General features: G+C 59.0%; 21 protein-coding genes and 1 pseudogene. 18 read left to right on the top strand and 4 right to left on the bottom strand.

What is annotated here, in order from left to right; genetic code table 11:
- Positions 1 to 189: 189 nt before the first annotated feature.
- The 3 genes from DIE04_RS22965 to DIE04_RS22955 all read left to right on the top strand — a co-directional run bounded on the left by DIE04_RS22965 (position 190) and on the right by DIE04_RS22955 (position 2,147).
- Positions 190 to 567 (top strand): hypothetical protein, encoded by a 378-nt coding sequence (locus DIE04_RS22965; RefSeq protein WP_124523192.1) that lies wholly within the window; start codon positions 190 to 192, stop codon positions 565 to 567.
- Positions 568 to 782: 215 nt separating this feature from the next.
- Entirely contained in the window at positions 783 to 1,394 is a 612-nt protein-coding gene (locus DIE04_RS22960) for a hypothetical protein (protein WP_124523194.1), read from the top strand.
- 243 nt (positions 1,395 to 1,637) lie between these two features.
- Entirely contained in the window at positions 1,638 to 2,147 is a 510-nt protein-coding gene (locus tag DIE04_RS22955) for a hypothetical protein (RefSeq protein WP_124523196.1), read from the top strand.
- 468 nt (positions 2,148 to 2,615) lie between these two features.
- On the opposite strand, the gene DIE04_RS22950 is transcribed toward DIE04_RS22955, so the two are convergent.
- The gene (locus DIE04_RS22950) at positions 2,616 to 3,590 is read right to left on the bottom strand and encodes a helix-turn-helix transcriptional regulator (RefSeq protein WP_260426270.1); all 975 of its coding nucleotides are present in this window, start codon (positions 3,588 to 3,590) and stop codon (positions 2,616 to 2,618) included.
- Positions 3,591 to 4,325: 735 nt separating this feature from the next.
- On the opposite strand from DIE04_RS22950, the gene DIE04_RS22945 reads away from it, so the two are divergent.
- From DIE04_RS22945 to DIE04_RS22930, 4 genes are all read left to right on the top strand, one after another.
- Entirely contained in the window at positions 4,326 to 5,123 is a 798-nt protein-coding gene (locus DIE04_RS22945; RefSeq protein ID WP_124523200.1) for a hypothetical protein, read from the top strand.
- Positions 5,124 to 5,133: 10 nt separating this feature from the next.
- The gene (locus DIE04_RS22940; RefSeq protein ID WP_124523202.1) at positions 5,134 to 6,642 is read left to right on the top strand and encodes a caspase family protein; all 1,509 of its coding nucleotides are present in this window, start codon (positions 5,134 to 5,136) and stop codon (positions 6,640 to 6,642) included.
- 580 nt (positions 6,643 to 7,222) lie between these two features.
- Positions 7,223 to 7,858 carry a DUF5343 domain-containing protein gene (locus tag DIE04_RS22935; RefSeq protein ID WP_124523204.1) on the top strand — a complete coding sequence of 212 codons (636 nt, stop codon included), beginning with the start codon at positions 7,223 to 7,225 and terminating at the stop codon, positions 7,856 to 7,858.
- Positions 7,859 to 7,861: 3 nt separating this feature from the next.
- Complete coding sequence (locus DIE04_RS22930; protein WP_124523206.1) at positions 7,862 to 8,419, top strand: Swt1 family HEPN domain-containing protein; 558 nt, start codon at positions 7,862 to 7,864, stop codon at positions 8,417 to 8,419.
- A 272-nt stretch (positions 8,420 to 8,691) separates the two neighbouring features.
- On the opposite strand, the gene DIE04_RS22925 is transcribed toward DIE04_RS22930, so the two are convergent.
- Positions 8,692 to 9,843 (bottom strand): YaaC family protein, encoded by a 1,152-nt coding sequence (locus tag DIE04_RS22925; protein ID WP_124523208.1) that lies wholly within the window; start codon positions 9,841 to 9,843, stop codon positions 8,692 to 8,694.
- Positions 9,844 to 10,460: 617 nt separating this feature from the next.
- Here DIE04_RS22925 and DIE04_RS30405 point away from each other — a divergent pair.
- From DIE04_RS30405 to DIE04_RS22915, 3 genes are all read left to right on the top strand, one after another.
- Complete coding sequence (locus DIE04_RS30405) at positions 10,461 to 11,102, top strand: P-loop NTPase fold protein (protein WP_221621956.1); 642 nt, start codon at positions 10,461 to 10,463, stop codon at positions 11,100 to 11,102.
- A gap of 30 nt (positions 11,103 to 11,132) precedes the next feature.
- Entirely contained in the window at positions 11,133 to 12,803 is a 1,671-nt protein-coding gene (locus DIE04_RS22920) for a P-loop NTPase fold protein (RefSeq protein ID WP_221621955.1), read from the top strand.
- A gap of 773 nt (positions 12,804 to 13,576) precedes the next feature.
- Entirely contained in the window at positions 13,577 to 13,795 is a 219-nt protein-coding gene (locus DIE04_RS22915; protein WP_124523210.1) for a hypothetical protein, read from the top strand.
- 86 nt (positions 13,796 to 13,881) lie between these two features.
- Here the strand turns inward: DIE04_RS22915 and DIE04_RS22910 are convergent, their stop codons facing one another.
- Positions 13,882 to 14,499: a hypothetical protein gene (locus DIE04_RS22910; protein WP_260426269.1), complete on the bottom strand. Its 618-nt coding sequence runs from the start codon at positions 14,497 to 14,499 to the stop codon at positions 13,882 to 13,884.
- Positions 14,500 to 15,312: 813 nt separating this feature from the next.
- On the opposite strand from DIE04_RS22910, the gene DIE04_RS22905 reads away from it, so the two are divergent.
- The 5 genes from DIE04_RS22905 (at position 15,313) to DIE04_RS22885 (ending at position 20,297) form a co-directional block, all read left to right on the top strand.
- The gene (locus DIE04_RS22905; RefSeq protein WP_044846845.1) at positions 15,313 to 16,431 is read left to right on the top strand and encodes a branched-chain amino acid ABC transporter substrate-binding protein; all 1,119 of its coding nucleotides are present in this window, start codon (positions 15,313 to 15,315) and stop codon (positions 16,429 to 16,431) included.
- Between the two features lie 185 nt (positions 16,432 to 16,616).
- Positions 16,617 to 17,543, top strand: coding sequence for a high-affinity branched-chain amino acid ABC transporter permease LivH (gene livH / locus DIE04_RS22900; protein WP_044846846.1), 927 nt, complete (start codon positions 16,617 to 16,619; stop codon positions 17,541 to 17,543).
- A gap of 11 nt (positions 17,544 to 17,554) precedes the next feature.
- Positions 17,555 to 18,826 (top strand): high-affinity branched-chain amino acid ABC transporter permease LivM, encoded by a 1,272-nt coding sequence (locus tag DIE04_RS22895; protein ID WP_044846847.1) that lies wholly within the window; start codon positions 17,555 to 17,557, stop codon positions 18,824 to 18,826.
- Positions 18,823 to 19,596: a high-affinity branched-chain amino acid ABC transporter ATP-binding protein LivG gene (gene livG, locus DIE04_RS22890; protein ID WP_044846848.1), complete on the top strand. Its 774-nt coding sequence runs from the start codon at positions 18,823 to 18,825 to the stop codon at positions 19,594 to 19,596. The genes DIE04_RS22895 and livG overlap by 4 nt, the downstream gene beginning before the upstream one ends.
- A complete protein-coding gene (locus tag DIE04_RS22885; protein WP_044846849.1) occupies positions 19,596 to 20,297 on the top strand; it encodes an ABC transporter ATP-binding protein in 702 nt (233 codons plus the stop codon). The genes livG and DIE04_RS22885 overlap by 1 nt, the downstream gene beginning before the upstream one ends.
- A 341-nt stretch (positions 20,298 to 20,638) precedes the next feature.
- On the opposite strand, the gene DIE04_RS22875 is transcribed toward DIE04_RS22885, so the two are convergent.
- Positions 20,639 to 21,490: a LysR substrate-binding domain-containing protein gene (locus DIE04_RS22875; protein ID WP_044846850.1), complete on the bottom strand. Its 852-nt coding sequence runs from the start codon at positions 21,488 to 21,490 to the stop codon at positions 20,639 to 20,641.
- Between the two features lie 133 nt (positions 21,491 to 21,623).
- Between DIE04_RS22875 and DIE04_RS22870 the strand changes: the two genes are divergently transcribed.
- The 3 genes and pseudogenes from DIE04_RS22870 to DIE04_RS22860 form a co-directional block, all read left to right on the top strand.
- Complete coding sequence (locus DIE04_RS22870; RefSeq protein ID WP_044846851.1) at positions 21,624 to 22,604, top strand: hypothetical protein; 981 nt, start codon at positions 21,624 to 21,626, stop codon at positions 22,602 to 22,604.
- A 36-nt stretch (positions 22,605 to 22,640) separates the two neighbouring features.
- Positions 22,641 to 23,627 carry a 2OG-Fe(II) oxygenase gene (locus DIE04_RS22865; RefSeq protein WP_124523214.1) on the top strand — a complete coding sequence of 329 codons (987 nt, stop codon included), beginning with the start codon at positions 22,641 to 22,643 and terminating at the stop codon, positions 23,625 to 23,627.
- Between the two features lie 14 nt (positions 23,628 to 23,641).
- Positions 23,642 to 24,445: pseudogene (locus tag DIE04_RS22860) on the top strand (DMT family transporter); the annotation flags it as partial.
- Positions 24,446 to 24,463: the final 18 nt, after the last annotated feature.

Genomic DNA, 24,463 nt, shown 5'->3' with positions numbered 1-24,463 from the left:
AATTTTATCGCTATGCCATGAATCCACGTATGTGGACCACTACATTTGGTTGCGCGCTTCACCAAACTGCGATGACTCTCTACACGCTCGACGGGCAATGAGATTATGGGGGCACTATTTAAAGAGGGAGTGCTGCAAGTGGGATTGGTAAGGCTTATGGTCCATCTATTTCTAGGCCAATAAATATAAATGATTTCTAAGCGTGGTCGTTGCTTGAGCGTTGTTCTTCTGGAAGATATTGATTTTCTTGGTCTGGTTGAAAAAATCGAAAATGCATTTGGTGCGCGTCTTTCGGTGAAGGATAAAAAGGGGCGTTGTATCGCAGATTGGGATGGCGATGATTTTTCTATCGAGGTCGTTGATCGGGTTGATCGACTTGCTGATTTTTTGTCTGATGGAAATCACATTGTTGATGTTTTTATCGAGTCGGATGAGAATTTCAATGAAAAATTTGAGGGTAAAATAAAATCCATCTTCAAAAATGGTGGGGTTGCGTGGGGTCGTGCGGTATGGTCGCAAGTTAGTCGAGATGAAAGTTTGCGAGAGATATATCCTGATTCGGATTGATTTTCAATTGCGAGTGTTGACGGGGTTTTCTATTGCGACGTCATTCATTGCCGATTTTTGAGAAGCAGATGAGGCTGTCGCACAATAGCGCTCCGTTGTCCGGTTGTGGGATTTCGCTCGATGATGGCAAGCGTGGACACCCGTGTGACAAGGCTGGCCGAATCACATCGGCCGTGTTGTACGCGTTTCACGTGTTGAAACATTGAGGTGTGTAGATGGACGTTGAACTGAAAAAGAAGTTTGAGAAGAGATTGCAAGAGGTTCTCAAGGGAAATATAAATGAGATCGGCGTCAAGGTGTCGAGAGGTGAAATTATTGTCGACCGCGAAGGGGCGGGTAGTGGGCGAATCGGATTCAGGTTTCTAAGAAATGCAAACGGGTATATTCTTTCTGCTGCTGCTGATTCTCCTCGTCTTCAGGATTTCTATGTAGGCAGTAATCCTCCATACAAGTCAAAGATTCCGACGGGGTTGGTTCTGGCGATGAATACATCTATGGAAGCGGTAAAATCATTTTCGCCGAGTGTCGGCGGGGTGGTTGATTTGCCGCGGAATGAGGTGGAGATGGAATCGACGTGTCGATGGATATGTGAAAAAGTGGTGGGTATTTACTTGCCGAGAGTGGTAAATGCGGTGGAGGTTAATTCGGGGTTGATTAAGGATGTAATGGACAACCCGAACTACTACTCGTACCCATTTTTGACTATCGTTTTCGCGGCGAAGAAGAATGGTGTCGGTCAAGATGGACTGGATGTCGAGTATTTGCTGGGTAAAAATGTGTCCGGGAATAAGTCGTTTGATCGAAGTATTTTGAAGGCTTATCTTTAAAGGTGGCGATTTGCTTGGGGTCGCCTTGGTGTCAAAAAATAAAAATTACGCAGAATTTCCGCTTGACTCTTGTGGGGTGTTCGATGAATTAAAATTTTCTTCGGATGTATCACGTCCGCGAACAGTGTATTTGCGAGTTGACCTTTGAGGTGGGAAGAAAGATAAACTGCTCTTGCTGCAGTAGGTGTAGATGATGAACTGATCTGGCAGCCTCAGCGCATTCTGGAGGGATATCAGTCAATTATGGGAAAATTGAATGTTATTGTCGAGAAGATGAAGGCGGATTGGTCTGTGGCGAGAAGGGCTTTTCATTTTGGAAGGGAATGTCATTTTTTTCTGAGATCTGATTTTGCTGATTCGGTTGCGCTTGATTCGACGATTCGGGGTATTCCGGACTCCGCGTCCGAGCTCGCGAAATTTTGGAAAATATCCGAGCGGGCAGATTTATTCAAAGATGTTGGGTACGGGCAGTGGGGCGTTCAGGTATTGTCGCCTCAAGAGGCCATCGATGAAACTGCGAGGCAAAGGGGAAGAAGGGCGCGAGAGTTTCTGAATGGTGATGTTGTTTTTGCTCGTTTTTACGGGGATTCAGAATTATTGTTGATGGATCCTGCTGGTGCGGTTTGCGTTGCTTTGCCTTTGGATAGTCGATGTGACTGGCCGAAGGTCGCGGATTCGTTTGCGGATTTTTTGGAAAAATTGATAGATTCTCAGGGAGCGAAATATTGGGAGCCACCGGAGAAAAGTCGCTAGTCTAGGAGTGGCGATCCGGCATGTTTGGCAGTTCGAGGGGATTGTGAGGCGGCAGTCGGGGAGTAGTGCAATCGATCCGGTTGGGAACGCGACGCACTTCGAGCATGGTTCGTATGGGTCACTCGTTCGTAAGGTGAGTGAGCATGGGGCCTGCCAATGAGCTGGATCTCGAATACAACATTCGAAACCAGCTTAACACCGGCGTGACGAAGGACTATCTTGCCGTCAGACAACGCACTTCGAATTTGCGGCGTGAACTTGGGATGCGACAACGCGTTCCAGGTCCCGAGACGGGCGTTGTGACCGCACCCGCATGGAACGAAACGCAGCCAGGGAATCGACTAACCATGCATCGGGGCGCAAAACGTGCGTTTCCAGGGACAATATTTGTATGGTGAGACCGGGGCTGCACTACACACTTTCCGATTGTGTAGCTCGGACATCGGCTATTTCATCAATCTGGTTCCGTCACGTCTGCATGACCAACGACGTCAACTGCGCCGCCCGCGTCACTTCCGTCTTCGCATAGATCGACTTGATCTGCGAGCGGATCGTGCCGATCGACACGCCGCGCAGCTCGGCGCATTCCTGCGGCGAGCGTCCGTCGCAGCACAGCAGCACCGCGAGATCGGCTTCGGCCGACGACAGTCCGTAGAACACGCGCAGCCGCTGCGCGCGTGCCGCCGGCGAACGCAGGTCGGCTGCCGTCATCAATGTCGCGACGCCGGGCCGCTCGCGCACGAGGCGTGACTGTTCGGGCACCGGTATCAGCGCAAGCGGTAGCGGTTCGCCCGTCGCACGGCGCAGCAACAGCCCACCGCGCGCGAACGCGTGCCGCCATTGCGCATCGTCGACGCAGCCTTCCGGTGCGAAGCGCCCGTTCGCGATCCGCAGCGCAGGTTCCGCCGCGATCAGTTGATCGGCTGCGCGATTCGTATAGCGGAGTTCGCGTTGCGCGCCGAGCAAGAACACCGGCACCGGAAGCGCATCGAGCGCCGATTCCGCGGCGGCCACGCGTGCTTCGAGTTCGCCGATGCGTGCCTCGATCCGCAACGCGCGGCTGATGTGTGCGCCCATGCTTTCGATCGCGACGCGCTGTGCGTCCGACAGGCCCTGCGATTCGGGGCCGCTCTGTACGCTGAGGAATGCGCCGGTGTGCTCACCGCGATGGATATACAGGCCGGCGATGCTGCCGATCCCGTATGGTTTCAGGAATTCCTGGTAGAACACGCAGTGGTCGCGCTGTGGGCGGGACAGTTGCTTGGCGTCCTCGAACCAGCGACCAGTCGGCCAGTTGCCGGCGATCGGTACGACCGGGTCATACAGATAGAACTCGGTGTTGTATGCGCGGCGGCAATCGGCAACCCACGGCTCGTCGTCGCCCGCAGCCCGGTCGATGACCGGCACTCCCGCCGCGTCGTCGAACGACAGCAGCGTGGCCATACGCACGCCTACCGACGATCGCAAGCCGTCGAGTACGACTTCCCATCTCTGATCGCCCAGTGCTGCAGCGTAGATGTCATCGAGCAATGCCGATGGAATCAACTCGTTCCGTTGCATTTGGCTACCCCGCGCGATGCGTTCTTTTTGACAGCCTTTCGGGCATATTACTCATTCTTGTACGAGGTTCAATATGCGGGCAGCGCTTTCTGCTCGAAGCATGTTGCTTCAGGGGTGCTTCTCGTCAGACGTAATGGCGATTCTCAATGTTTTCCTGCCGTTCTTTTGCATACAGGACAAAGCAGCGGCATCACCGGACGAATCAGACATTGCATTTTTTCATCCCCAATCTGGGGGATGAAATCCGATCCAAACATTGCTGAAATCTAGCCCAATGCACGGGGGAACGGAATGGAGTTGACCCTGTACTTCCGGACACCGCATCACCCTTAGGTTGAGGTGCTCATCGCCTACCTGGCCCCCCGTTGAGAGCGCAATTCAAGGTGCTGCTCGTTGTAAGGTTGACGGGTGATGGTCAGATTCCTCGCTGCTATCACAGCGTCCGGCCTGGGCATAAAGGCGACGTAGTCGCGCTTCATCGAATCTCCCGAGCGCGAGCAAGGCACGGTCGTGGGCTTTGGCGGTCAAAGGCAAACTTCTGGCGCTTGCTGTTAAGAAAACCACATAACATGTGTTGGTTGCATTTTCCACACGTTTGCTTGGAGCCTGAGGTTTCCTATGGAACGACGCGTGTTTCTCTCGGTTCTAGGTTCGGCTGCACTCGCGAACAGTTTGCCTGCCTTTGCACAGGCCGATAGATTTGAAACACTGCTTCATCAAATCCAGAATGACCCGGAAATGGTTGAGCAAAGTTGGATCTATCGCGATAAGACGGGGGCTCGCGGCGTACCTCATGGTAAACCCTCTAAGCGGCTATTGAGCCAGCGGTCGATCGATCTGATTGTTGCCTGCGAGGTCGCGAGCGAGGCGGTCTACAAAGCAAAGTATCAACGACCGATCTGGCCAAAGGGGCAGTCAGGCGTGACTATCGGAGTCGGCTACGACCTGCAGTCCGCAAACGCAGCCATCATCGATCGTGACTGGCCGATGCTCAGCGTGGACGACCGCGCGCTTCTGACAAGCGTGGCTGCACTCAAGGGGCCCGCCGCAAAGGCAGCTTTGCCGCGTGTGCAATCTGTCGAGATTTCTTGGTCGGACGCCTACACGCAGTTTCTCGCTTTCCTGCGATACCCCACCAAACAGACGGAAGACGCTTTTCCAAACTGCGGAATGTTATCCGACGATAGCTTCGGGGCACTCGTTTCGCTGGTTTACAACCGAGGGCCGTCGACGCATAACAACAAATCTCGGAAAGAGATGTACGAGATCAAGCAATTGATGGCAGCCGAGCAATTCGATAAAGTACCCGATCGAATTCGTGCAATGAAGCACCTCTGGCCGGGCCCCGACCAACGGGGATTACCCATTCGTCGTGAAGCAGAGGCCGCCTTGTTTGAGCGAGGGCGCCGTGCCTGAGGCCACTGCAATGATCACAGTCGCACAACCGGCACTGCGAAACAACAGTTGGCGAGTCCGATTCGGCCGAGTATTGTTGTTGATTGCAACGTCAATTGCATGCTGCGCGGCCTGCGGTCAAACACCGGTCCGCATTGCATTAGTTATTGGCAATACCCACTATAACCCGAATCCCTCTCTGCCAAACGCATTATCAGACGCGCAAAAGCTGGCTGAACAATTAAGGCGACAGGGCTTTACCTTGCAGCCGAACAGTTACGATCTCGACCGCCCCACTTTAACCAACGTGATCGCTGCATTCGGGAAGCGACTGCGTGCGGCTGGAGACAACGCGGTAGGCTTTTTCTACTATGCTGGCCACGCTGCTCAGGATGAATTCGGCAACAACTATCTGCTGCCGCTCACATCCAAGGCGCGAACTCCCGCCCAAGTTCGCAACGAAGGCACTCCGTTGCAGCCACTGCTGAAGGACATGGAGGAGGCCGGCAACCCAATCAACATCGTTGTGCTCGATGCGTGTCGCCAATGGTATCCGTCTAATACGCCACGAGATCCAAAGGGACTGCACGACATGGGTCGCCGTGGCAGCACGCTCATCGCCTATGCGACACGCGCTGGCGATATCGCTGACGAAGGCGCTTCGCTGGAGAGTAGTCCGTTCTCAGGTCGCTTGATTGAAGCAATAGCACGACATCCGAACGACCCGATAGTCCTGCTCTTTGACGACGTGAAGACGCTTGTTTCCAACGACACAGGCGGTGAACAACTCCCGCTCGTGGTTAACGGTCTCACTGCGTCAGGCCGCTGGAGCTTCGCCAGCGGCGAGTTCAATGGTGTGCCGGACAAACCTGAGCCGGTCGGAACGCCCGACAAAGTCACTCCTTTCCTGGAGGGCCTCGACCGTGCAAAGCTAGTGCACTTCTTCCGTGGCAGAGAATATTTTGCCGACGCGCTCCTCAAACACCGCGACGTCTTGGCCAAATACGAGATTAATACCCCGATCCGACTTGCCTACTTTTTAGGCGCCATCGGTTACGAGACCGGGGGATTTAGAGCCAAGGAGGATAGGCTTACATATTCTGCCGCAGCTTTGCGTAAGGACTGGCCTCGCCAAGTGACATCTGACGAAATGGCAAGAAGCCTCGTTGGTAAGCCCGAAGCCATCGCCAACGTGATCTACGGAGGCAGAAGCGACTTGGGGAACGGGCCACCAGGAAGCGGAGATGGCTGGCGATATCGTGGCCGCAACATATACGGCCTCCTTGTTGTCGGTCGGTACAACTACAAACGTTTCGGCGAAATGGTCGGCGTTGATCTACTCAATTCGCCAGACTTGGTCAATGATCCAGACATTGGATTGGCGGTCTCCGCGGCCATCTGGCACGCATACAATGTCAACCCGGCTGCTGACGCCGGAGACTTGGAACAGATCGCGCGAAGGTTACGCACCCCATTCAATCCCAAGGATACTGGCGAGCGGAACTGGTGGGTTAGCCAGGCTAAGACCGCTGTCAATTAGCAGGCGATGGGGCGGGGGCTTCGGCACTCCGCTCTGCCTCTCCATCAATCGCTGACCGCGTTCTCGTATGGAAGATCGTTCTACAGACCGCCATGCCCTGCCGATGCCTTTAGTCTCGGATGCGGTCGATCTACTACAACGCGGACTAGGACAATGACAGTCCGATATCCGATCTATCTCCTAACCGTCGGCATGAGAGCTGGGCGTGTGTTGGAGCAAACACTTCCTGCGGCCGCTTGCCAACCATCCTGGACCACTCATGCCATGAGTGATCAATGGCTGCGAAGAGGCGACACGACCTTTGACTTGGAGTCGACAACGGTAGATTACAGTCCGACGACGAACTTCCGAGTTCGGCCAAAAGCGGCCTCCGGCGATCATTCCACGACCGATGTTTCGCGTGGCAAAAGTGGCCCCTTGATCGTGCGAGACGCCACTGGGGACTCAGAACGGAGTATTCTAGGCGTGGGCCAACGTGATTTTCCGCTTTGGCTGGCAGAAATGTGGCTTTCACGCCATGCCGCGTAGAAGTAGATTTTTTGATTAAAACTTAATCGTTTATGCATTGACGGAGAACTCAATGCCAGACCAATATCCCTTCATCGTATCCAATAATAAAATTGAGCCAATTCTAAGTAGAATTCGCACAGCCGCAAAACCGGAAAAATTGTCACAGGAACTTCTCGCAACGTGGGGATTTACCGCATCAAATGATAGGGCAATGCCGCGGGTATTAAAGGCGCTAGGCTTTTTAACTGAAAATGGTGTGCCGACGGCTTATTACGACCGTCTCCGGGATCCTTCGGACTGGAAGCGAGTTTTGGGAGAGCGTGTTCGTGAAACTTACGCCGATCTGTTTGCAATTGATTCGAATATTCAATCGGCAAGCGAGGCAGAGGTAAAGGGGGCTATTAGCCGCATTACTGGAAAGGACGAAGAGGCTGTTAAGCGATATTATTCGACATTCAAGACTCTCGCTAGGCTGGCTGATTTTAGCGAGAGACCTGACCCAGCGCCGATCGTAAAAGAGGCGAATAACTCCTCTTCCTCAACAGCATTACCAGAAAAAACAACCGAGGCTGCGCCTCCCGCAGCGCCAGCATCGCATCGAAAAACTGAATATCATTACAATATACAGATTCATCTGCCGGTCACGACCGACATCACGGTTTATAACGCAATTTTTAAAAGCCTTCGTGATAATTTGGGGGTGTAGTCGATGCGGCAATTCGTTTTCAATGCACTGCTCGCGGAGAATTCGCTCGCTCAATTGGCGAGTGAAGGTATTGCGATTCGCGGCACCGCTACACCTCCGGTCATTACGGTCGACGAATTCGGTTTCAGCCCGCGCATCGTTTACGATGCAAAAAAAATGTCGTCGGTCTTTACGGCTTTTTTTTGCATTGAGAATTCAGCTCGAGATCTAATAGCCGAACGTCTTCTATCGCGCAAGGGTTTGGATTGGTGGGGTTGTGCGGTGCCAGCAAAGATTCGAGCGGCCGTTGAAAAACTTAAGGAAAAAGAGGCTGCGAATAAATATCATGCAGCCAGATCGGCTGCGTTAATTGGTTATACGCTTTTTGGAAATCTAGGTCAGATTATTATCGCGAACTGGGATGATTTTTCTGACTTGTTTCCGGATCAGGCATGGGTTATGTCGAGATTTAATGATCTGGAAATGTCTAGAAATATAATTATGCATACAGGAACACTGCCGCAGATCGAGGTTGATCGGATAGAGAGTATTTTGCGAGATTGGAATCGTCAGGTTGGCTGATGAATTGATATACTTAAAAATAGGCTTTGACTTCAGACGTTCGATTGGAGCGGCGTGACAGTCGGCTCTGGGTCGATCTGCGCCGGGCGGCGGCCGGCCGAGTTCGGCCAGAAGCCGCCACTAGTCAATGGAAAAACAGTCACTCAAGTTCAGTTACTAAGTTTTCAGTTAGTAACTTCACTTGAGGCGCGCGCTAAGACATTGATTTTTCGACGGTTCCGATGTCACCATATTGGTACTACAAACCGAAATCTTAGTACGTTGCATCGCGATTAGAGGATAGATGGCTTGGCTATCTCACGGCGAGAAAACTCTGACGCCATGAGATACAGAAACTGTTGCGGCTGCCCGGATATAAAGTCCTGAATTCGAGGACCGAAGGCACCGTCATTGATCGCGGGGAAATGGTGCGGTCGGTACCTCGTAATTGATCCCAAATAGTACGCGAGGATATAAGTCGAGAGTAGTTGCGGCAATGTTTGAGCGTCTTCTGCAGCCGGTCGAAGGTAAACGTAGTGCCTCCTGTACGGCGGAACTGACGAAACGGTGGTCCAGAGAATCCCCTGAATTGAGTGGAACAGAGATTCAAGAGAGTTCGCATATTTCGTGTTCGGGCAGACGACTGGTGTGATTTGTTGAATGCAGATCAGTTCCCGGCCGGAAGCATCGGTCTCGCTGCATGCGACCTGGGTAAACGCATTTTGCAGCTTTGACTCGGCGAGTAGTCGGGTAATGCTTACGCCGATTCGGGAAAGGTCGTCTGTAACGAAGTACAAATTCAGCCAGAGCTGGCGTGTGTTTTTGTTGAGGTAAGTGCGGATATCGTGGACTGCAATGAACCGTTCTTTCTTGCCCGCGGCAGATGCCCACAACCTGTGACCGGGAAGAATTTGTGGCAGGAGAGTCGGCACATCGAAGTCCTGATTCACAGCAAGGCCAGCACCCGTGAGCGCTAGCATGAACTCCGAAAAATTCTGCAAGTTGCCTTGAGCATTAGGACTGGGGAACGTGCGCAGGAAAGCGTCGGTGAGTTCGCGGTTGCTTGGAGCGCGAAGCATCTCTGAGATGCCGTGCTGGGCCTTATTAAACGTTTGTTGCGTTCCGCGAGTCAGGCAGAACGCCTTCACAAGGTTCATGAAGCAGTAGTAGAGCGTTAGCGGCCGAGCCGACACCCGCCGGGCATCCACTGCGCCTTCAAAGAAATCACGTGCTTGGTTCATGCATGCAAGAGCTTCAGGGCGAGCAACCACCGGGCATGTAGTCTTGATGGCTTGGTCAATGATGGCCCACGGATCAAGCGAGAAGAGCAATGATTGCAGGCTTGCATTACCTCTGGCCCCGAGCTTTGTTGGCCAAAAACTGAACGGAATCAGTTTTCCGTTGACTCGAAGCCGTTCGCCTACTCGCGCAGCAGGAAGCGCCATAAGTTGGATTGCCCTTATACATGAATGGAACTCGGCTTATGTTGCCGAGCGAATTTAGCAGCGTTCTGAACGTTCGGCACAAAGTCGGGCGAATAATAGATTGAACATCTGCGGCTTGCTTTCGCGGTGCCGGCCTGTCATTGAACGCATCCATTCTAGCGGGAACGACCACTGTTGGCAGTCAACGCGTCTGGCTGCTATGGGTCGGCTACGGTCCCCGCGTCGGGCGGCAGCCGGCCACAAGCAGACCTTCGCCTGGAGTGTGGTTGAGACTTTCAGATGGCGGCTTCGCTCAACAAGCGGTAATTCGGCCTCGGTAAGCCAGCGTCATGTCGCCTCTCTCCCTGATCTGCTGTTCGCTGTCCATTCGATTAATGTCGGCTGTCTCGCCGTTAGCGGACGGGACGAGCTAGGATGCGCAAACGCGGTGGGATCTCCTCGAGTAATACTGGGAATATAACTATGTGGCGAAAACGTTTCGGGATTGGTCGCGGACGCAGTGATGGCGATAGACATTCGAGAGTCTCTATCCCGATGCCCGTGCCGGCGCTTCACACTTCGACGTCAGCGCTCCGCCCCTCCGGCGGGGCTGGCGATCCGATCGGTGTCGCTGCGCGATGACCGGACCGCTTGTCCGTCTGTCCGCGTGGCGTGCTCGTCGCCGTGCGAGGCTCGCTGCGGAGGCCGCAAGAACCGAACGGCCGGACGGCGGGATCGGTGCGGAGGCGCCGATCCGGACTGCGTCCGAGGATCGCCTGAGGAGGGCGGACTTCGCAGGCCGCATAGCCGGCGTGCTCTCGGAACTCAGTCTGCGCGAAGGCAGGGTGTTCGCAATCCGAGGTGGGTGGGGCTTCGGCAAGTCCTCACTTAAGAATCTAATCACCGAGCGACTCGATGCCAAGAGTGACGGGGCCGACTGGCTTGACTTCAATCCCTGGCAGTGGGGCGACGGCGATGCGATCGCCCGCGCCCTCTTCGGCCAGATTGCGGATCGTCTGGGGGGCGAACATTCGAAGGCAGCGCTCGCCCGCGCCGAAGCGCTTCGACGGTACGGCGCGATCCTTACAGGGGCCAGCGCGCCGCTAAAAAAGGCCGGCGGCTCAAGTCATATAATTTCGACAGTGCTGACGAACGCCTCGGTGATCGCCGTCGCCTCGGCAATAGGCTTCGACCTCCCGACGGCAGCGAAGGTGGCAACTGGCCTCGCCATCCTCTCGATCGGCACGCCCCTGCTGGGTCGAGCGCTGTCGCATCTGTGACGTGATCGCGGCAGCGAACCGCTCGACAAGGTGCGCGATGCGCTGGAGGTTCGTCTTCGCGAACTCGACCGGCCGCTGGTTGTCTTCGTCGACGACATCGACCGGCTCGAGCCCGAGCAGATCAGGATGCTCCTCCGGCAGGTGAAGGCAAACGCCAACCTGCCCAACATCGTCTTTGTCCTCCTGTTCCAGCCCAGCATCATAGAGCGTGCGCTCGATCCGGTCGCAGACGGTGACGGTCGCGCTTTTCTCGAAAAGGTCGTGCAGGCTAGCTTCGACCTACCGGCGGTCCCGGTATCGATTGTGCATCATATATTCGGGGAAGAGCTCTCCGAGCTGGCGGGACCGTACGCAACGGAGGCGAATGGGTTCTCGCAGACGCGTTGGGGTAACGCGTTCGTCGGCTGCATCCAGCCGCTATTGCGCAACATGCGCGACGCGCGCCGATTGATCTCGTCCATCGCCGTGCACTTACCGTTGCATGCGGCCGGCGACGTATTTGAGGTGAATATTGTCGACTTCCTTCTTCTGGAGGCGCTCCGGGTCTTCGAACCGGACCTCCATGAGGCGCTGTTCCGAGAGAGGGAGCTGGTCCTCCAGGAGGGTCGGTTCCCGGGCTATGGTCGGCGGGATGAGGACAGGACAGCGGCCGAGCGACTTCTCGAGCTCGTGCCGGAGGAGCGCCGCGTCATCGCCCGGGACGCGCTCAAGGACCTCTTTCCGCCTCTCGAATGGGCATACGGGGGCACGAACTACGCAGAGGGCTCCCATCTCAAGTGGCTGACAGCCAAGCGGGTGTGCTCCCGGCGCTACTTCCCGCGTTACTTCGAACTCCAGACAGCGGCCGGCGAAATGTCGGAGCGTCGCTTCGTCGCGTTCCTCGACGCGACTGCGACGGAGGACGGGCTAGCTGCCGCGATCGCCGATGTCGAGACCGATGGCTTGCTGCCCTCGCTCGTCGCGAGGTTCGACGAGTCCGTCGACCGCCTTCCGGTCGAAAACGCCGCCGTGCTGCTTCCCGCGATGTTCGGGATCGCCCAGAAGCTCGCAGGCCTGCGCGCCGGCGACCCCTTCGATTCGCCCTGGCTTTCAGCATGGCGAGCGACAAGCTGGTTCCTAAAACGGGTGCCGGAAGGTATGCGAGGTGATCTGGCGCTTGAGGCGCTCCGCCAGACCAAGGCGCTGTCAATTGCTGCGATCTTGATTCATCTTAACGATCCCGCCGATCGGAAGGAGGGGGAGAACGACGCCTTCGATCCGGCGCTCGACACCGATACCGTCGAGGCAATGAAAGCCGAATGGCTGCGGTTGATGAGGAGCCGCGCCGCGGACGTCGACGTGCTGATCGCCGAACCGGATCTCATGTCCTATTTGTACCGATGGAGGGACTACGCTGGTTCATTGGACGAACCCCGCGAGTGGATGGTCGAGGCGATCCGGACCGACGAGGGCTTCGCAAGGATGGCCACACGCATGATGAACCGGGGCACGGTCCACGCGTGGGGTGACAGGGTCTCTGCACCGCACAACACATTCAACAAACAGACGATCGACGACTTCGTCGGCATTGACGTGGCCAAGGTCAGGTGCGACGCGATCGATCCCGCAGAATTCCCCGAGCACGAGGAGGCCCTGCGAACGCTGCGTCGCTCTGTTGATATGTGGCTTGGACTAAGAGAGCGCGACCCATTCGATTTCTAATCGGGTGGCCCATGTCTAGGCCGAGTTGACCAGAAAGGTGCTGTCATGCGCCAGAAAGCGGTCGTACTTATGGTCCCGTCGACCAATCGATGTTGAAACTCAAATGCTTCTCCTAAATGTCGAAGGGGCCATTGAATTCACTGGGCGGCCAGTGTCCGTATAGGACGGCCTTCAGCCAACCGATGTGGTCGATGGAACGGCCGTTGTACTTTGGAAGCAACCGCTGCAGTCGTGCCGGGGCAGATGTCGGCTTCGGGTCGATTGCGGACTGTGGAGGCTGTAGAAAAGAACGTTCCCGGCAAGCAATTTCTTTATGTCGATAAGTCAGAGGAGACGGAGCAGCAGTCGCTTCTGTATCGAACTGTGATCATGTTGTGAGTGATACCAATTCATTCGAACTGTTTCAAATGATCGTGTCCCGAGTCGATCAACGTCCGCGTCAGTTTGCTTTTCCTTCCGCATCTGCGCATGCAATGGCGCGGCCCGCGCAGGCAAAATTGCGTTCCTATGCCTAACGGCTAACGTTCGAGCAAGTCGCAAATATTGGGCGTTAGCGATGGTCTAATACGCAATGTCCAATGATGATCGCGCGTGCATCGCGCGCGCGAATGGGCACAACGTAACCGGTAAGCCCTATCGAAACATCGCTTTCATCGGGGCAAAAACAAAGGAGGAATCCCGACCATAAAAACGCCGCAGTAAACGAGCGCGGGCCGCAAGTGCTACCAACACTCACGACCCGCTAACCAAAGCCAACTACCAAGGAGTTGCCCATGGCTAAGCCGAATCATAAAGCACGACCACCGAAGACGGAGCGTTTCGTCACGATCCAGGAAATGTGGGGTACCCCGAAAACGGACGTCAAGCCGGAGAAGTTCTACCCGTACATGAAGATTGGTGGAATGTGGCTGATCGAAGATGCGTGTTTTGTACCCGGCCAGAAGGCACGGATTGATATTGAGCCTGGCAGGCTGATCATCACGAAACTGTAAAAGGCAACGCCGCAAGACGCGGCCGCGCTGCGCGATGTCGCGCAGCGCGCCGGGCAGGGTAGCCGCCATCGGCCGCCCCCAATGCATCACCAGGCAATATTGCACGACGACCGCGACGTTCCCGCGCCACCTGTAGCTGTGCAATGCGTGCCGGCGCCGTTGTCATAGAACGTCCGTGTCTCCGGTTGCGGCACTGACGGATCAAACGGATTCGGCGTACCGTGCGGCCCGCGCGCGGCATCGTAAGTCCGCGTTGGCGCATACGATCCGCCGCTGCCGACAGGTCGCGAACCATTCGCCCGCAGGTATTCGTCCCAGTTCTGCGCGCGCTGTTCATATTCGGGCAAAGCGCGCCCGAGGCTGTCGCTCCCGCCTGCGCCGAGCGCAACGCGATTCGCGGGCAATACGAAATCGGATTCGGGTACGGACGCAGTGTGCGATTCGAGCGTATCGCCTGACACACGCACCGGCCGCGTATCAGGCGTATCGAACGGGCTGCGTTCAGCCGGCGCAGCGTACTTTACGCGTCGGGTTGCGCGTGCCGAGCGCCCATCATCGCGAGCCACGGCCTGACGTTCCGAACGAAACACGTTGGCACCGCCCGAACGATCGACGAGCGAATCGCGGCCCGAGGCGTCGACGGTAGAAACAGAAAGCGCACAAGCAAGCGCGGCAGCGGAAGAAAGACGGAAGGGATGATTCATATGCGATCCGAAGCAGGTGATGTGCATTGAAAAAACGGCAGATCACTGGCTGGCGAGACTGAACGACGGACGGGCGTTGAAGCGGCCCTGAAGCGACGGCGAAGCGCGGCGGGCGCGGTTCGCGGGAAGGCTGGCTGGATTGCAGAGGCGAGTTCGCATTATTTCATAAAAATAACAACCAGCTTTCGTGAGTGCCGTAAACGTCAGCATATGGAAGGATTAACCGATCCACCCCGCCGCCCCGCGTTGGTGCGCGCCCACGCAATCCTCAGTCGATTGATTTAAAACACACCGACCCCTAAAAACAAAAAATCTCGCGATCCACGATCACAGATCGCCGCAAAGCCCCATCCATCAAGCTACAACCCCAAACCTCCACCCAAAATCGCAACCCAATTGCACCCACCGCAAACGTTCTCCGCCCGCCCGAGTTGCTCCCAAATCGCCACCTCTCCCCACCCAAGTTTCTCCGTGTTTTCCCTCATAGAAGCGGCATTTTTGACAGACGATTTAAAAACCCCCATATAATTTCGACTGCCTTGCCAACGGCTGTCGGACCATCCCTCCGAACGAGCAGTTGGCAAGCGGGGCAGGCGAAACGCTTGCGCAATGCAAGACGCATCACGATGTCTTTCCGAACCAGACGTCCCCCTTGGGGGACTGCAAGAGCCGGGCCCCGCTACGCAACATTCATCCGCAGGTCCGTCTTCATGTGTCTCGGGCGTGTCCCATGTCCTCGCCCCGGGTGCTGTTCGATTGCGCAAGTCATGCCGCCTTTGCCCGTATGACTAAACAACATCGAGGAGCTCCCAGATGACGCTGTCCCGTCTTACGTCCATTTCCGTCGCCGCCGTGCTGTTCGCCGCCGGCGCCGCCGCCGCGCAAGCGGAAACCGTGAAGATCGCCATCGCTGGTCCGATGAGCGGCTCGGTCGCCCAATACGGCGACATGGTGAAGGCCGGCGCGCTGACCGCGATCGAACAGATCAACGCGGCAGGCGGCGCGGGCGGCAACAAGTTCGAAGTCGTGCAGATGGACGACGCATGCGAACCGAAGCAGGCCGTCGCCGTCGCCAACAAGATCGTCAGCCAGAAGATCAAGTACGTGATCGGCCACGTGTGCTCGGGTTCGACGATCCCCGCCTCCGACATCTACGAGAACGAAGGCATCGTGATGGTCACGCCGTCGGCCACCGCGCCGCAGCTGACGGAAGGCAAGAAGCGCCACTTCATCTTCCGCACGATCGGCCGTGACGACCAGCAAGGCCCGGCCGCCGCGCACTACATCATCAACAACGTGAAGCCGAAGAAGGTCGCGATCCTGCACGACAAGCAATCGTACGGCCAGGGCATCGCGTCGTCGGTGAAGAAGGACCTCGAAGGCGCGAAGATCCCGGTCGTGCTGTTCGAAGGCATCAATGCCGGCGATTCGGACTACTCGGCGATCATCACGAAGCTGAAGTCGCAAGGCGTCGACTTCGTCTACTTCGGCGGCTACCACCCGGAAATGGGCCTGCTGATGCGCCAGGCGCGCGAGCAGGGCGTGAAGGCGACGTTCATGGGCCCTGAAGGCGTGGGCAACAAGGACGTGACGGCGATCGCCGGCCCGGCTTCGGAAGGCATGCTCGTCACGCTGCCGGCAGATTTCTCGGCCGACCCGGCCAACGCTGCGCTCGTGAAGGCGTTCGCGGACAAGAAGCGCGACCCGAACGGCCCGTTCCAGATGCCGTCGTACGCTGCGGTGAAGATCATCGCCGACGCGATCGCCGGCGCGAAGACGACCGACCCGACCAAGGTCGCCGCGTACATGCACAAGACGACGTTCGACACGCCGATCGGCAAGGTCGCGTATGACGCCCAGGGCGACCTGAAGGCGTTCAAGTTCGTCGTCTACACGTGGCACAAGGACGCGACGAAGACCGCCGCCAAGTAATCCGGCGTACCCGCCCGCGCGCCCGCCCTGTCCGAGACCCGGACGGGGCGGGCGTGCATTCGCGCCGCGCATGACCGCATTGCGCGGCCGACGGGCGGCCCGAGACGACACCGTGCGTTGCGCGCGGCCGACCGCCGTGATCCGGCGACGGCACGCGACCCAGCGCCAACGGGAGCTTCCCGCACATGACTGACTTCTTTCCTCAATTCGCCCAGCAGCTGGTCAACGGCCTGACGCTGGGTGCGATCTATGCGTTGATCGCCATCGGCTACTCGATGGTCTACGGCATCATCGGCATGATCAACTTCGCCCACGGCGAGATCTACATGATCGGCGCATACGTGGGCCTCGTGACCCTCACCGCCATCGGCATCTCCGCCGGTTATCCGCTGCCGCTCGTGCTCGGCGCCGCGCTGATCGTGTCGGTGCTCGTCACCGGCCTGTACGGCTTCGCGGTCGAGCGTGTCGCATATCGCCCGCTGCGCGGCGGCCCGCGCCTCGTGCCGCTGATCTCCGCGATCGGCATGTCGATCTTCCTGCAGAACTACGTGCAGATCGGCCAGGGCGCGCGCGACGTGTCGGTGCCGGTGCTGATCTCCGGCGCATTCGACATCCATCTCGGCGGCGATTACGACGTGACGATTCCGTATGCGCGTCTGCTGATCGTCTGCGTGACGGTCGTGCTGATGATCGCGCTCACGCTGTTCATCTCGCATTCGCGGATGGGCCGCGCGTGCCGCGCCTGCGCCGAAGACATGAAGATGGCGAACCTGCTCGGCATCGACACGAACCGCGTGATCTCGTTCACGTTCGTGCTCGGCGCGATGCTGGCGGCCGTCGGCGGCGTGCTGATCGGGCTGACGATCGGCAAGCTGAACCCGTACATCGGCTTCGTCGCGGGCATCAAGGCGTTCACCGCCGCGGTGCTGGGCGGGATCGGCAGCATCCCGGGCGCGATGCTCGGCGGCGTGCTGCTGGGCCTCGCCGAAACCTTCGCCGCAGGGTACATGCCGGCCGAGTACAAGGACGTGGTCGCGTTCGGCCTGCTCGTGCTGATCCTGCTCTTCCGCCCGACCGGCCTGCTCGGCAAGTCGGACATCGAAAAGGTCTGAGGGAGACGCAGATGAGTCAAGTCATTTCCGTTCGCCGCCCGGCCGCCGACGCGTCGGTCGGCCAGGCGCTGAAGAATGCCGCGGCCGCCGCGCTCCTGACGGCGATCCTCACGATCCCGGTGCTCGGCCTGCAGCTGAAGCTCGACGGCTATCAGGTGGTGCTCACGCCGCACTGGCGTCCGGTGTGGATCGCGGTCGCGGCCGTGTTCCTGTTCCAGTTGTTCAAGCCGTGGCTCGTGCGCGCGAAATCGGCGGTGAAGCTGCCGGCGATGCCCGCGATGGGCGCGCAGCAGCAGCGCGCGATCATCTGGGTGTTGCTCGCGGTCGGCCTCGTGTGGCCGTTCTTCGGTTCGCGCGGTGCGGTGGACGTCGCGACGCTCGCGCTGATCTACGTGATCCTCGGCCTCGGGCTGAACATCGTGGTCGGTTTCGCGGGCCTGCTGGATCTCGGTTATGTCGGGTTCTACGCGGTCGGCGGCTATACGTACGCGATGCTGAACCAGTATTTCGGGCTGTCGTTCTGGGAGTGCCTGCCGATCGCGGCGATCGCCGCAGCGACGTTCGGCTTCCTGCTCGGCTTCCCGGTGCTGCGTCTGCGCGGCGACTACCTCGCGATCGTCACGCTCGGCTTCGGCGAAATCATCCGCCTGCTCGCGAACAACCTGACGAGCCTCACCGGCGGCCCGGACGGCATCTCGAGCATTCCGAAGCCGACGGTGTTCGGCTTCGAGATGGCGCGCTCGGCGAGCGTCGAAGGCGCGAAGACCTTCCATGAACTGATCGGGCTGGAATACAGCGGCGAACACATGGTGATCTTCCTGTACCTGATCGCGCTGGTGCTGGTCGGCTTCACGCTGTTCGTGACGAGCCGCCTGATCCGCATGCCGATGGGCCGCGCGTGGGAAGCGCTGCGCGACGACGAGATCGCCTGCCGTTCGCTGGGTCTCAACCCGACGCGCATCAAGCTGTCGGCGTTCACGCTCGGCGCGGCGTTCGCGGGCATCGGCGGCGCGTTCTTCGCGGCGCGCCAGGGCCTCGTGAATCCTGAATCGTTCACCTTCATCGAGTCGGCGCTGATCCTCGCGATCGTCGTGCTCGGCGGGATGGGCTCGCAGCTCGGCGTGATTCTCGCGGCGATCCTGCTGACCGTGCTGCCGGAAGTCGCGCGCGGCTTCGCCGAGTACCGGATGCTGATCTTCGGTCTGGTGATGGTGTTGATGATGATGTGGCGTCCGCAGGGCCTGCTGCCCGCGAGCCGTCCCCACGTGGAGCTGCCGCAATGAGCGCGAATACGGAACTGTTGAAGGTCGCCGGGCTGCAGATGCGCTTCGGCGGATTGCTCGCGGTGGACGGCATCGATTTCGACGTGCGCCGCAACGAGGTGTTCGCGATCATCGGGCCGAACGGCGCGGGCAAGACCACGGTGTTCAACTGCGTCGGCGGCTTCTACAAGCCGACCGGCGGCGACGTCGTGCTCGACGGCCACGCGATCGCGGGGCTGCCGAGCCACCAGATCGCGTTGAAGGGCCTCGTGCGCACGTTCCAGAACATCCGCCTGTTCAAGTCGCTGACGGTGGTCGAGAACCTGCTCGTCGCGCAGCATCGCAAGGTGAAGTCGGGGCTGTTGCCGGGCCTGTTCTCGACGCCCGCGTATCGTCGCGCCGAGAAGGAAGCGCTCGAACGCGCGGCCGTGTGGCTCGATCGGATGGGGCTGAAGTCGGTCGCCAACCGGCAGGCGGGCACGCTGTCGTACGGGCACCAGCGGCGTCTGGAGATCGCGCGCTGCATGATCACCGAGCCGCGCCTGTTGATGCTGGACGAACCGGCGGCCGGTCTCAACCCGCAGGAAAAGATCGAGCTGCAGCACCTGATCGACAAGCTGCGCCACGAGTTCGGCGTATCGGTGCTGCTGATCGAACACGACATGAGCCTCGTGATGGGCGTGTCGGACCGCATCCTCGTGATGGAGCACGGCCGGCCGATCGTGATCGGCACGCCGGAAGCGGTCCGCAACGACCCGCGCGTGATCAAGGCGTATCTGGGGGAAGAGTGATGCTGAAGCTGGAACAGGTCCATACGCACTATGGCGCGGTCGAGGCGCTCGCGGGCGTGTCGATCGAGGTGAAGAAGGGCGAGATCGTCACGCTGATCGGCAGCAACGGCGCCGGCAAGACGACGCTGATGATGACCGTATGCGGCACGCCGCGCGCGTCGTCGGGCCGCGTGCTGTTCGAGGGCAACGACATCACTGCGATGTCGACGCACCAGATCATGCGGCAGGGGATGGCAATCTCGCCGGAAGGACGGCGCGTGTTCCCGAGCCTGACGGTGCTCGAGAACCTGAAGATGGGCGGGTTCTTCGCGAGCCGTCATGAGATCGACGATGGCATCGAGCACGTGTTCAAGCTGTTTCCGCGCCTGAAGGAACGCGCGGCGCAGCGGGCCGGCACGATGTCGGGCGGCGAGCAGCAGATGCTGGCGATCGGCCGGGCGCTGATGAGCAAGCCGCGCCTGCTGCTGCTCGACGAGCCGACGCTCGGCCTCGCACCGCTCGTGATCGCGCAGATCTTCGACATCATCCGGACGATTCGTGACGAGGGTGTCACGGTGTTCCTGGTCGAGCAGAACGCGAACAAGGCGCTGGGTGTGGCCGATCGCGGCTACGTGCTCGAAACGGGGCGCGTGGTGCTCGCCGACACGGGCGCGAACCTGCTCGCGAACGACCGCATCAAGCAGGCGTATCTCGGCGGTTGACGAGAGAAAGCCGCCGGCCTGCAATGGGCCGGCGGTCTACGGGAATTGTGTAGCCGATTCGGCTTCGATCGTAGCAAATTTGGCTACATGTGGACTCGGTGGTGAACGAGTGCTTTGTCAGTGCAACATCGTTGATGACCGACGTGAAGGCATGGCTAGTGGCGAACAAGCCCGAGCTACTGGAAATTCAATAGCAGTTGCCGTCAAATCGCATTCGTCTTCCTGGCGAATTCGATGAAGATCAAACGAACCGTCGCGAACGTCGACACGCTGATGTTCGACGACGCGAAACACCTCTATCAGCAGCGGTTCGGCCTCGACCTGCTGATGACTCTTCTACCCTAGCCGATCCTGAACGTGCTTTTCAGCACGTCGCGTAAATGCAGCGCGGCGCGATTGCTGTCGTCCGTGAGGATCGTGATCAGGTGCGGTGGCAGATCCGGCAGCGCGATCCCCGCGACGTTGCTCGTCAGGTTGCCGGACACGCGATCGTGCTCGATGATGCCGACCGCGAGGCCATTCGCGATGCACGCTTCAACCGCCGGCGAGCTCGCGCTCTCGAGCAGCATCCGGTGCGCGATCTTCGCCTTCTTCAGCGCGTTCAGCGCGGTGTCGCGGTACGGACATCCCTGCAGCTGCACGGCGATCGGCAGCGGCGCGTCGGGATTGAACTTGAAGGTGCGCGCGGCGACCCACACCGGATGGGTCTTGCTGAGCAGTTCCGCGTGCGGCAGCGCTTTCGGCACGACGGCAATCGTGATGTCGAGCTGGCCGCGGGAAAACAGCTGCTGCAGTTCCTCGCTGGAGCGCGCTTCGACGGTCAGTTCGAGCAACGGCCGGTCGGCGGCGAAGCGCGGCAGGAATTCCGCCATGAAATGCGCGGCATACGAATCGGGGATGCCGAGCCGCAACTTGCCGGTCAGGATCTGCGGCGACAGCGATTCGACCAGCCGGTCGTGGCTCGACAGGAACTCGGTGGTGTCGCCGAGCAGCTTGTGGCCGAACTGCGTGAGCTCGACGGCCTGGTTGTTTCGCGTAAACAGCCGCTGCGCGACCATCTCCTCGAGCTTCTGGATCTGTGCCGTGACCGACGACGGGCTGCGATTCACATACGCGGCCGCATCCTTGAAGCGGCCGAGCTTCGCGACGGCGTGGAAGGTACGCAGCAGGTCGACGTCCAGGGTGCGCGGCATGATTTTGATTTTCCGAATCAGTGATTCAGGTAATGTCGATTGACGGAATTATTGCGCCTCCCTATCCTCGGGTCAACAGGCGGACGACGGCAGGCATTCGATCGAGCGTGACACGTATCCCGGGGAACGATTCATGTCTATCAATGATTTTGTAGTGGATGCATTGGTGCGGGACAGGAAGCTGAAGGCGGAGTCGGTATGGACGGTCGAGAATCACGAGAAGTATTCGACGTTGCAGCGCACGGACGATGCCGCGCGGCAACGCGAGGCGGGGCGTGAAGTCTTCTCCTTGATGCGGAACCTGAACGAATTGGGGGTTCGGAGTCCTGCATTATGTGCGGATCGCAATGGAAAAGGATCGTTGCGGGAAGCGATCGGTGCGTTGAGCGAGCGTCTCGCCACGTTGTCGCGCGGCCGCCATGTTCACTACATCGAACTCGGGCCCGAGCCGGTCAAGACGACCGAACTGATGAAGGGCGTCAGCGGCGGCGGGCCGGACCATCTGCGGTACACGGCGGTCGACATCAACGAGTCGTCGGAACACGCGATGCGCGACGCGATCATGCCGTTCCTGAAGACGCCCGGCTGTTTCAACTACATCGCCGACGACTACCGGAACGTGCAGTGGAACCACATCGATCTGGGCCAGGACATGACCTTCATCACGATGCTCGGGTTCCAGGAAGGCAACGAGTTGCCGGTGACGATCGGCCGGCTGATCCGCAATCTCGGCGGCAAGTCGACCTACGTTGTGTCGGAGATGCAACTGTTCGTGGAAGGCCGCGAAGCGCACATCTATGACTTCTACCGCAACGAGAACATGGTGCGGTTTTCCGAAGTCGTCAGCCGGCAGCAGGGCTTCGAGCCGCACGGCGAGCATGACGTGTCGATCGTCCGGCTGAACCTGCTGGGCGATCAGTTCCACGTCGCGGTTACGCTGCAGCCGGTGTCGAAGGCCGGCGTCCACGGGCATCTGATCACCAACGTCTGCCTGAAATACACGCCCGAGCAATTCCGCCACGTGCGCAGCAGTCACGGCAACTGCCGGGTGATCGACGAGCTGCGCAGCGGGGACGGCAGCGTCGTGTACCAGATTGCGCAGTTCAAGGGCTAGCACCCCGGGGCCGCAACGACGAGAGCGAGGCACGCGATGAACAAGGGAAATGCACTGCCGGTGTTTGCGCGCGGGTTCGATCGGGTGAGGCTTGCGCTGCGGACCTCGCTGGCCGGCGACGCGAATGTCGTGGACGACACGGTTACCATTGCGGAACGGATGCGCTGGACGAGCGGCTTCCTGCGCGACGGCTATCAGGTGCGGTATCGCCGCAACCTCGACGATCTCGGCTATCGCGACGTGCCGATGCGCGGCACGCAGTCGAACGCGCTCAACGCGGTGTGCAGCCTGCGCGGGTTGTTCTCCGACGAAGCGGTTCACGCGTTGCGCGAGATCGGCCGCACGCTGGAACGCAGCGCGTCGCACAGCAACTGGATCATCTCGAAGCGGGTGCGTGCGGTGACGAACCGCTCGCGCTTCATCGACGCCATGATGCACGACCGCGCGTTCCTGCTGCGGCTGTCGCGTCTGGCCGGCGCGCCGTTGATCCCGTATCCGATGATCAATGCGCGCTCGCAGTTCAACTATTACTACCCGACGCGCGAGCGCGACGACAAGGAACAGGTCGGCATGTGGCACACCGACGGCACCAGTTTCGTGCTGAACATCGTGCTGTCGGATCGATCCGAATACGAGGGTGGAAACTTTCTGTTCTACGAATCGACTGCCGAGACGTTCGATCGGCACGATCGCGAACGCGCGCATGTGAAGACGGCGGATTTGAGCCAGGCGGGCGACGCGCTGCTGATCTACGGCAGCAAGCTGTTTCACGGCGTCGAACCGGTCGAGGCAGGGCGGCGCATGTCGCTGGTGCTGTCGTTTCATTGCCCGTATACACGCGAAGACGACAACGGCTTCTGGCATCTCGCTTCGGACGACGGCATCCCGCGCACGGTCGTCAACTGGCTGGCACTGCAACGCAGCCTTCGCGACGACGCGGCGATGCAGTACCTTCGCCTCGGTCTCGAACCGATCCGGTTCGAAGAGCTGGGCGACGCGCACACATCCACGGTCACGTTCTGAGGGGCGCAGTTCCGATGCAGCTTTTCCTGATCCAGCTCGTGTTCGTGTTGTCGTGGAGTTCCGGCTTCATCGGCGCCAAGCTCGGCGCGGAGACGGCCGGTGCGTTCAACCTGCTGTTCTGGCGTTTTCTGCTCGTCACGCTCTGTCTGGCGATCGTCCTCAACAGGCGGCTCGGGCGCCTGACGCTGGAGAAGATTCGCTATCACGCGGTGATCGGCTTTCTGTCGCAGTTCCTCTACCTGGCCTGCGTCTACGTCGCGATCCAGCATGGGCTGCCGCCGGGCATCGCGGCGATCGTCGCGGCGTTGCAGCCGCTCATCACGGCGGCGATGACGACGTTCGAAGGCAGCGAGCGCAGCGGCGCGCGCCAGTGGGCCGGGCTCGTGCTCGGATTCATCGGCGTCGGCATCGTGATCGGCGGGCAATACGCGCTGCCGACCGAATCGGTCGGCATCGTCATGTACCTGCTGCCGCTGGTGTCCGCGCTGGGGCTGTCGATCGCGACGATCTATCAGCGGCGGCGCGCGCTCACGACGGCGCGCAGCAACGAGGACGGGTTGTTTCTGCCGCTGTTCGTGCAGGGGTGCGTGAGCCTCGTGCTGTTCGCGGCATGCGGGCTCGTCACCGGCGATCTGCATGTGCCGACGCAGCCGAACGTCTGGTTGTCCGTCGTGTGGCTGACGGTGTTCTCGACGTTCATGGCTTACCTGACGTTATGGGCGCTGCTCAAGCGCATGCCCGCGACGCGCGTGGCGACGCTCGTCTATCTCGAACCGCCCGTGACGCTGACCTGGGCCGCGTGGATGTTCGGCGACCGGATTCCGGTGACGACCTAT

This window comes from Burkholderia sp. Bp8994, from assembly GCF_003853805.1.
Lineage (GTDB): Bacteria > Pseudomonadota > Gammaproteobacteria > Burkholderiales > Burkholderiaceae > Burkholderia.
This window is presented reverse-complemented; position numbering and strand designations above follow the sequence as displayed.

Bases quoted from the DNA above. Each gene is read 5' to 3' on its own strand.
- DIE04_RS22965 (WP_124523192.1), top strand. From the start codon at position 190: ATGATTTCTAAGCGTGGTCGTTGCTTGAGCGTTGTTCTTCTGGAAGAT.
- DIE04_RS22960 (WP_124523194.1), top strand. From the start codon at position 783: ATGGACGTTGAACTGAAAAAGAAGTTTGAGAAGAGATTGCAAGAGGTT.
- DIE04_RS22955 (WP_124523196.1), top strand. From the start codon at position 1,638: ATGGGAAAATTGAATGTTATTGTCGAGAAGATGAAGGCGGATTGGTCT.
- DIE04_RS22950 (WP_260426270.1), bottom strand. From the start codon at position 3,590: ATGGCCACGCTGCTGTCGTTCGACGACGCGGCGGGAGTGCCGGTCATC.
- DIE04_RS22945 (WP_124523200.1), top strand. From the start codon at position 4,326: ATGGAACGACGCGTGTTTCTCTCGGTTCTAGGTTCGGCTGCACTCGCG.
- DIE04_RS22940 (WP_124523202.1), top strand. From the start codon at position 5,134: ATGATCACAGTCGCACAACCGGCACTGCGAAACAACAGTTGGCGAGTC.
- DIE04_RS22935 (WP_124523204.1), top strand. From the start codon at position 7,223: ATGCCAGACCAATATCCCTTCATCGTATCCAATAATAAAATTGAGCCA.
- DIE04_RS22930 (WP_124523206.1), top strand. From the start codon at position 7,862: ATGCGGCAATTCGTTTTCAATGCACTGCTCGCGGAGAATTCGCTCGCT.
- DIE04_RS22925 (WP_124523208.1), bottom strand. From the start codon at position 9,843: ATGGCGCTTCCTGCTGCGCGAGTAGGCGAACGGCTTCGAGTCAACGGA.
- DIE04_RS30405 (WP_221621956.1), top strand. From the start codon at position 10,461: ATGACCGGACCGCTTGTCCGTCTGTCCGCGTGGCGTGCTCGTCGCCGT.
- DIE04_RS22915 (WP_124523210.1), top strand. From the start codon at position 13,577: ATGGCTAAGCCGAATCATAAAGCACGACCACCGAAGACGGAGCGTTTC.
- DIE04_RS22910 (WP_260426269.1), bottom strand. From the start codon at position 14,499: ATGAATCATCCCTTCCGTCTTTCTTCCGCTGCCGCGCTTGCTTGTGCG.
- DIE04_RS22905 (WP_044846845.1), top strand. From the start codon at position 15,313: ATGACGCTGTCCCGTCTTACGTCCATTTCCGTCGCCGCCGTGCTGTTC.
- livH (WP_044846846.1), top strand. From the start codon at position 16,617: ATGACTGACTTCTTTCCTCAATTCGCCCAGCAGCTGGTCAACGGCCTG.
- DIE04_RS22895 (WP_044846847.1), top strand. From the start codon at position 17,555: ATGAGTCAAGTCATTTCCGTTCGCCGCCCGGCCGCCGACGCGTCGGTC.
- livG (WP_044846848.1), top strand. From the start codon at position 18,823: ATGAGCGCGAATACGGAACTGTTGAAGGTCGCCGGGCTGCAGATGCGC.
- DIE04_RS22885 (WP_044846849.1), top strand. From the start codon at position 19,596: ATGCTGAAGCTGGAACAGGTCCATACGCACTATGGCGCGGTCGAGGCG.
- DIE04_RS22875 (WP_044846850.1), bottom strand. From the start codon at position 21,490: ATGCCGCGCACCCTGGACGTCGACCTGCTGCGTACCTTCCACGCCGTC.
- DIE04_RS22870 (WP_044846851.1), top strand. From the start codon at position 21,624: ATGTCTATCAATGATTTTGTAGTGGATGCATTGGTGCGGGACAGGAAG.
- DIE04_RS22865 (WP_124523214.1), top strand. From the start codon at position 22,641: ATGAACAAGGGAAATGCACTGCCGGTGTTTGCGCGCGGGTTCGATCGG.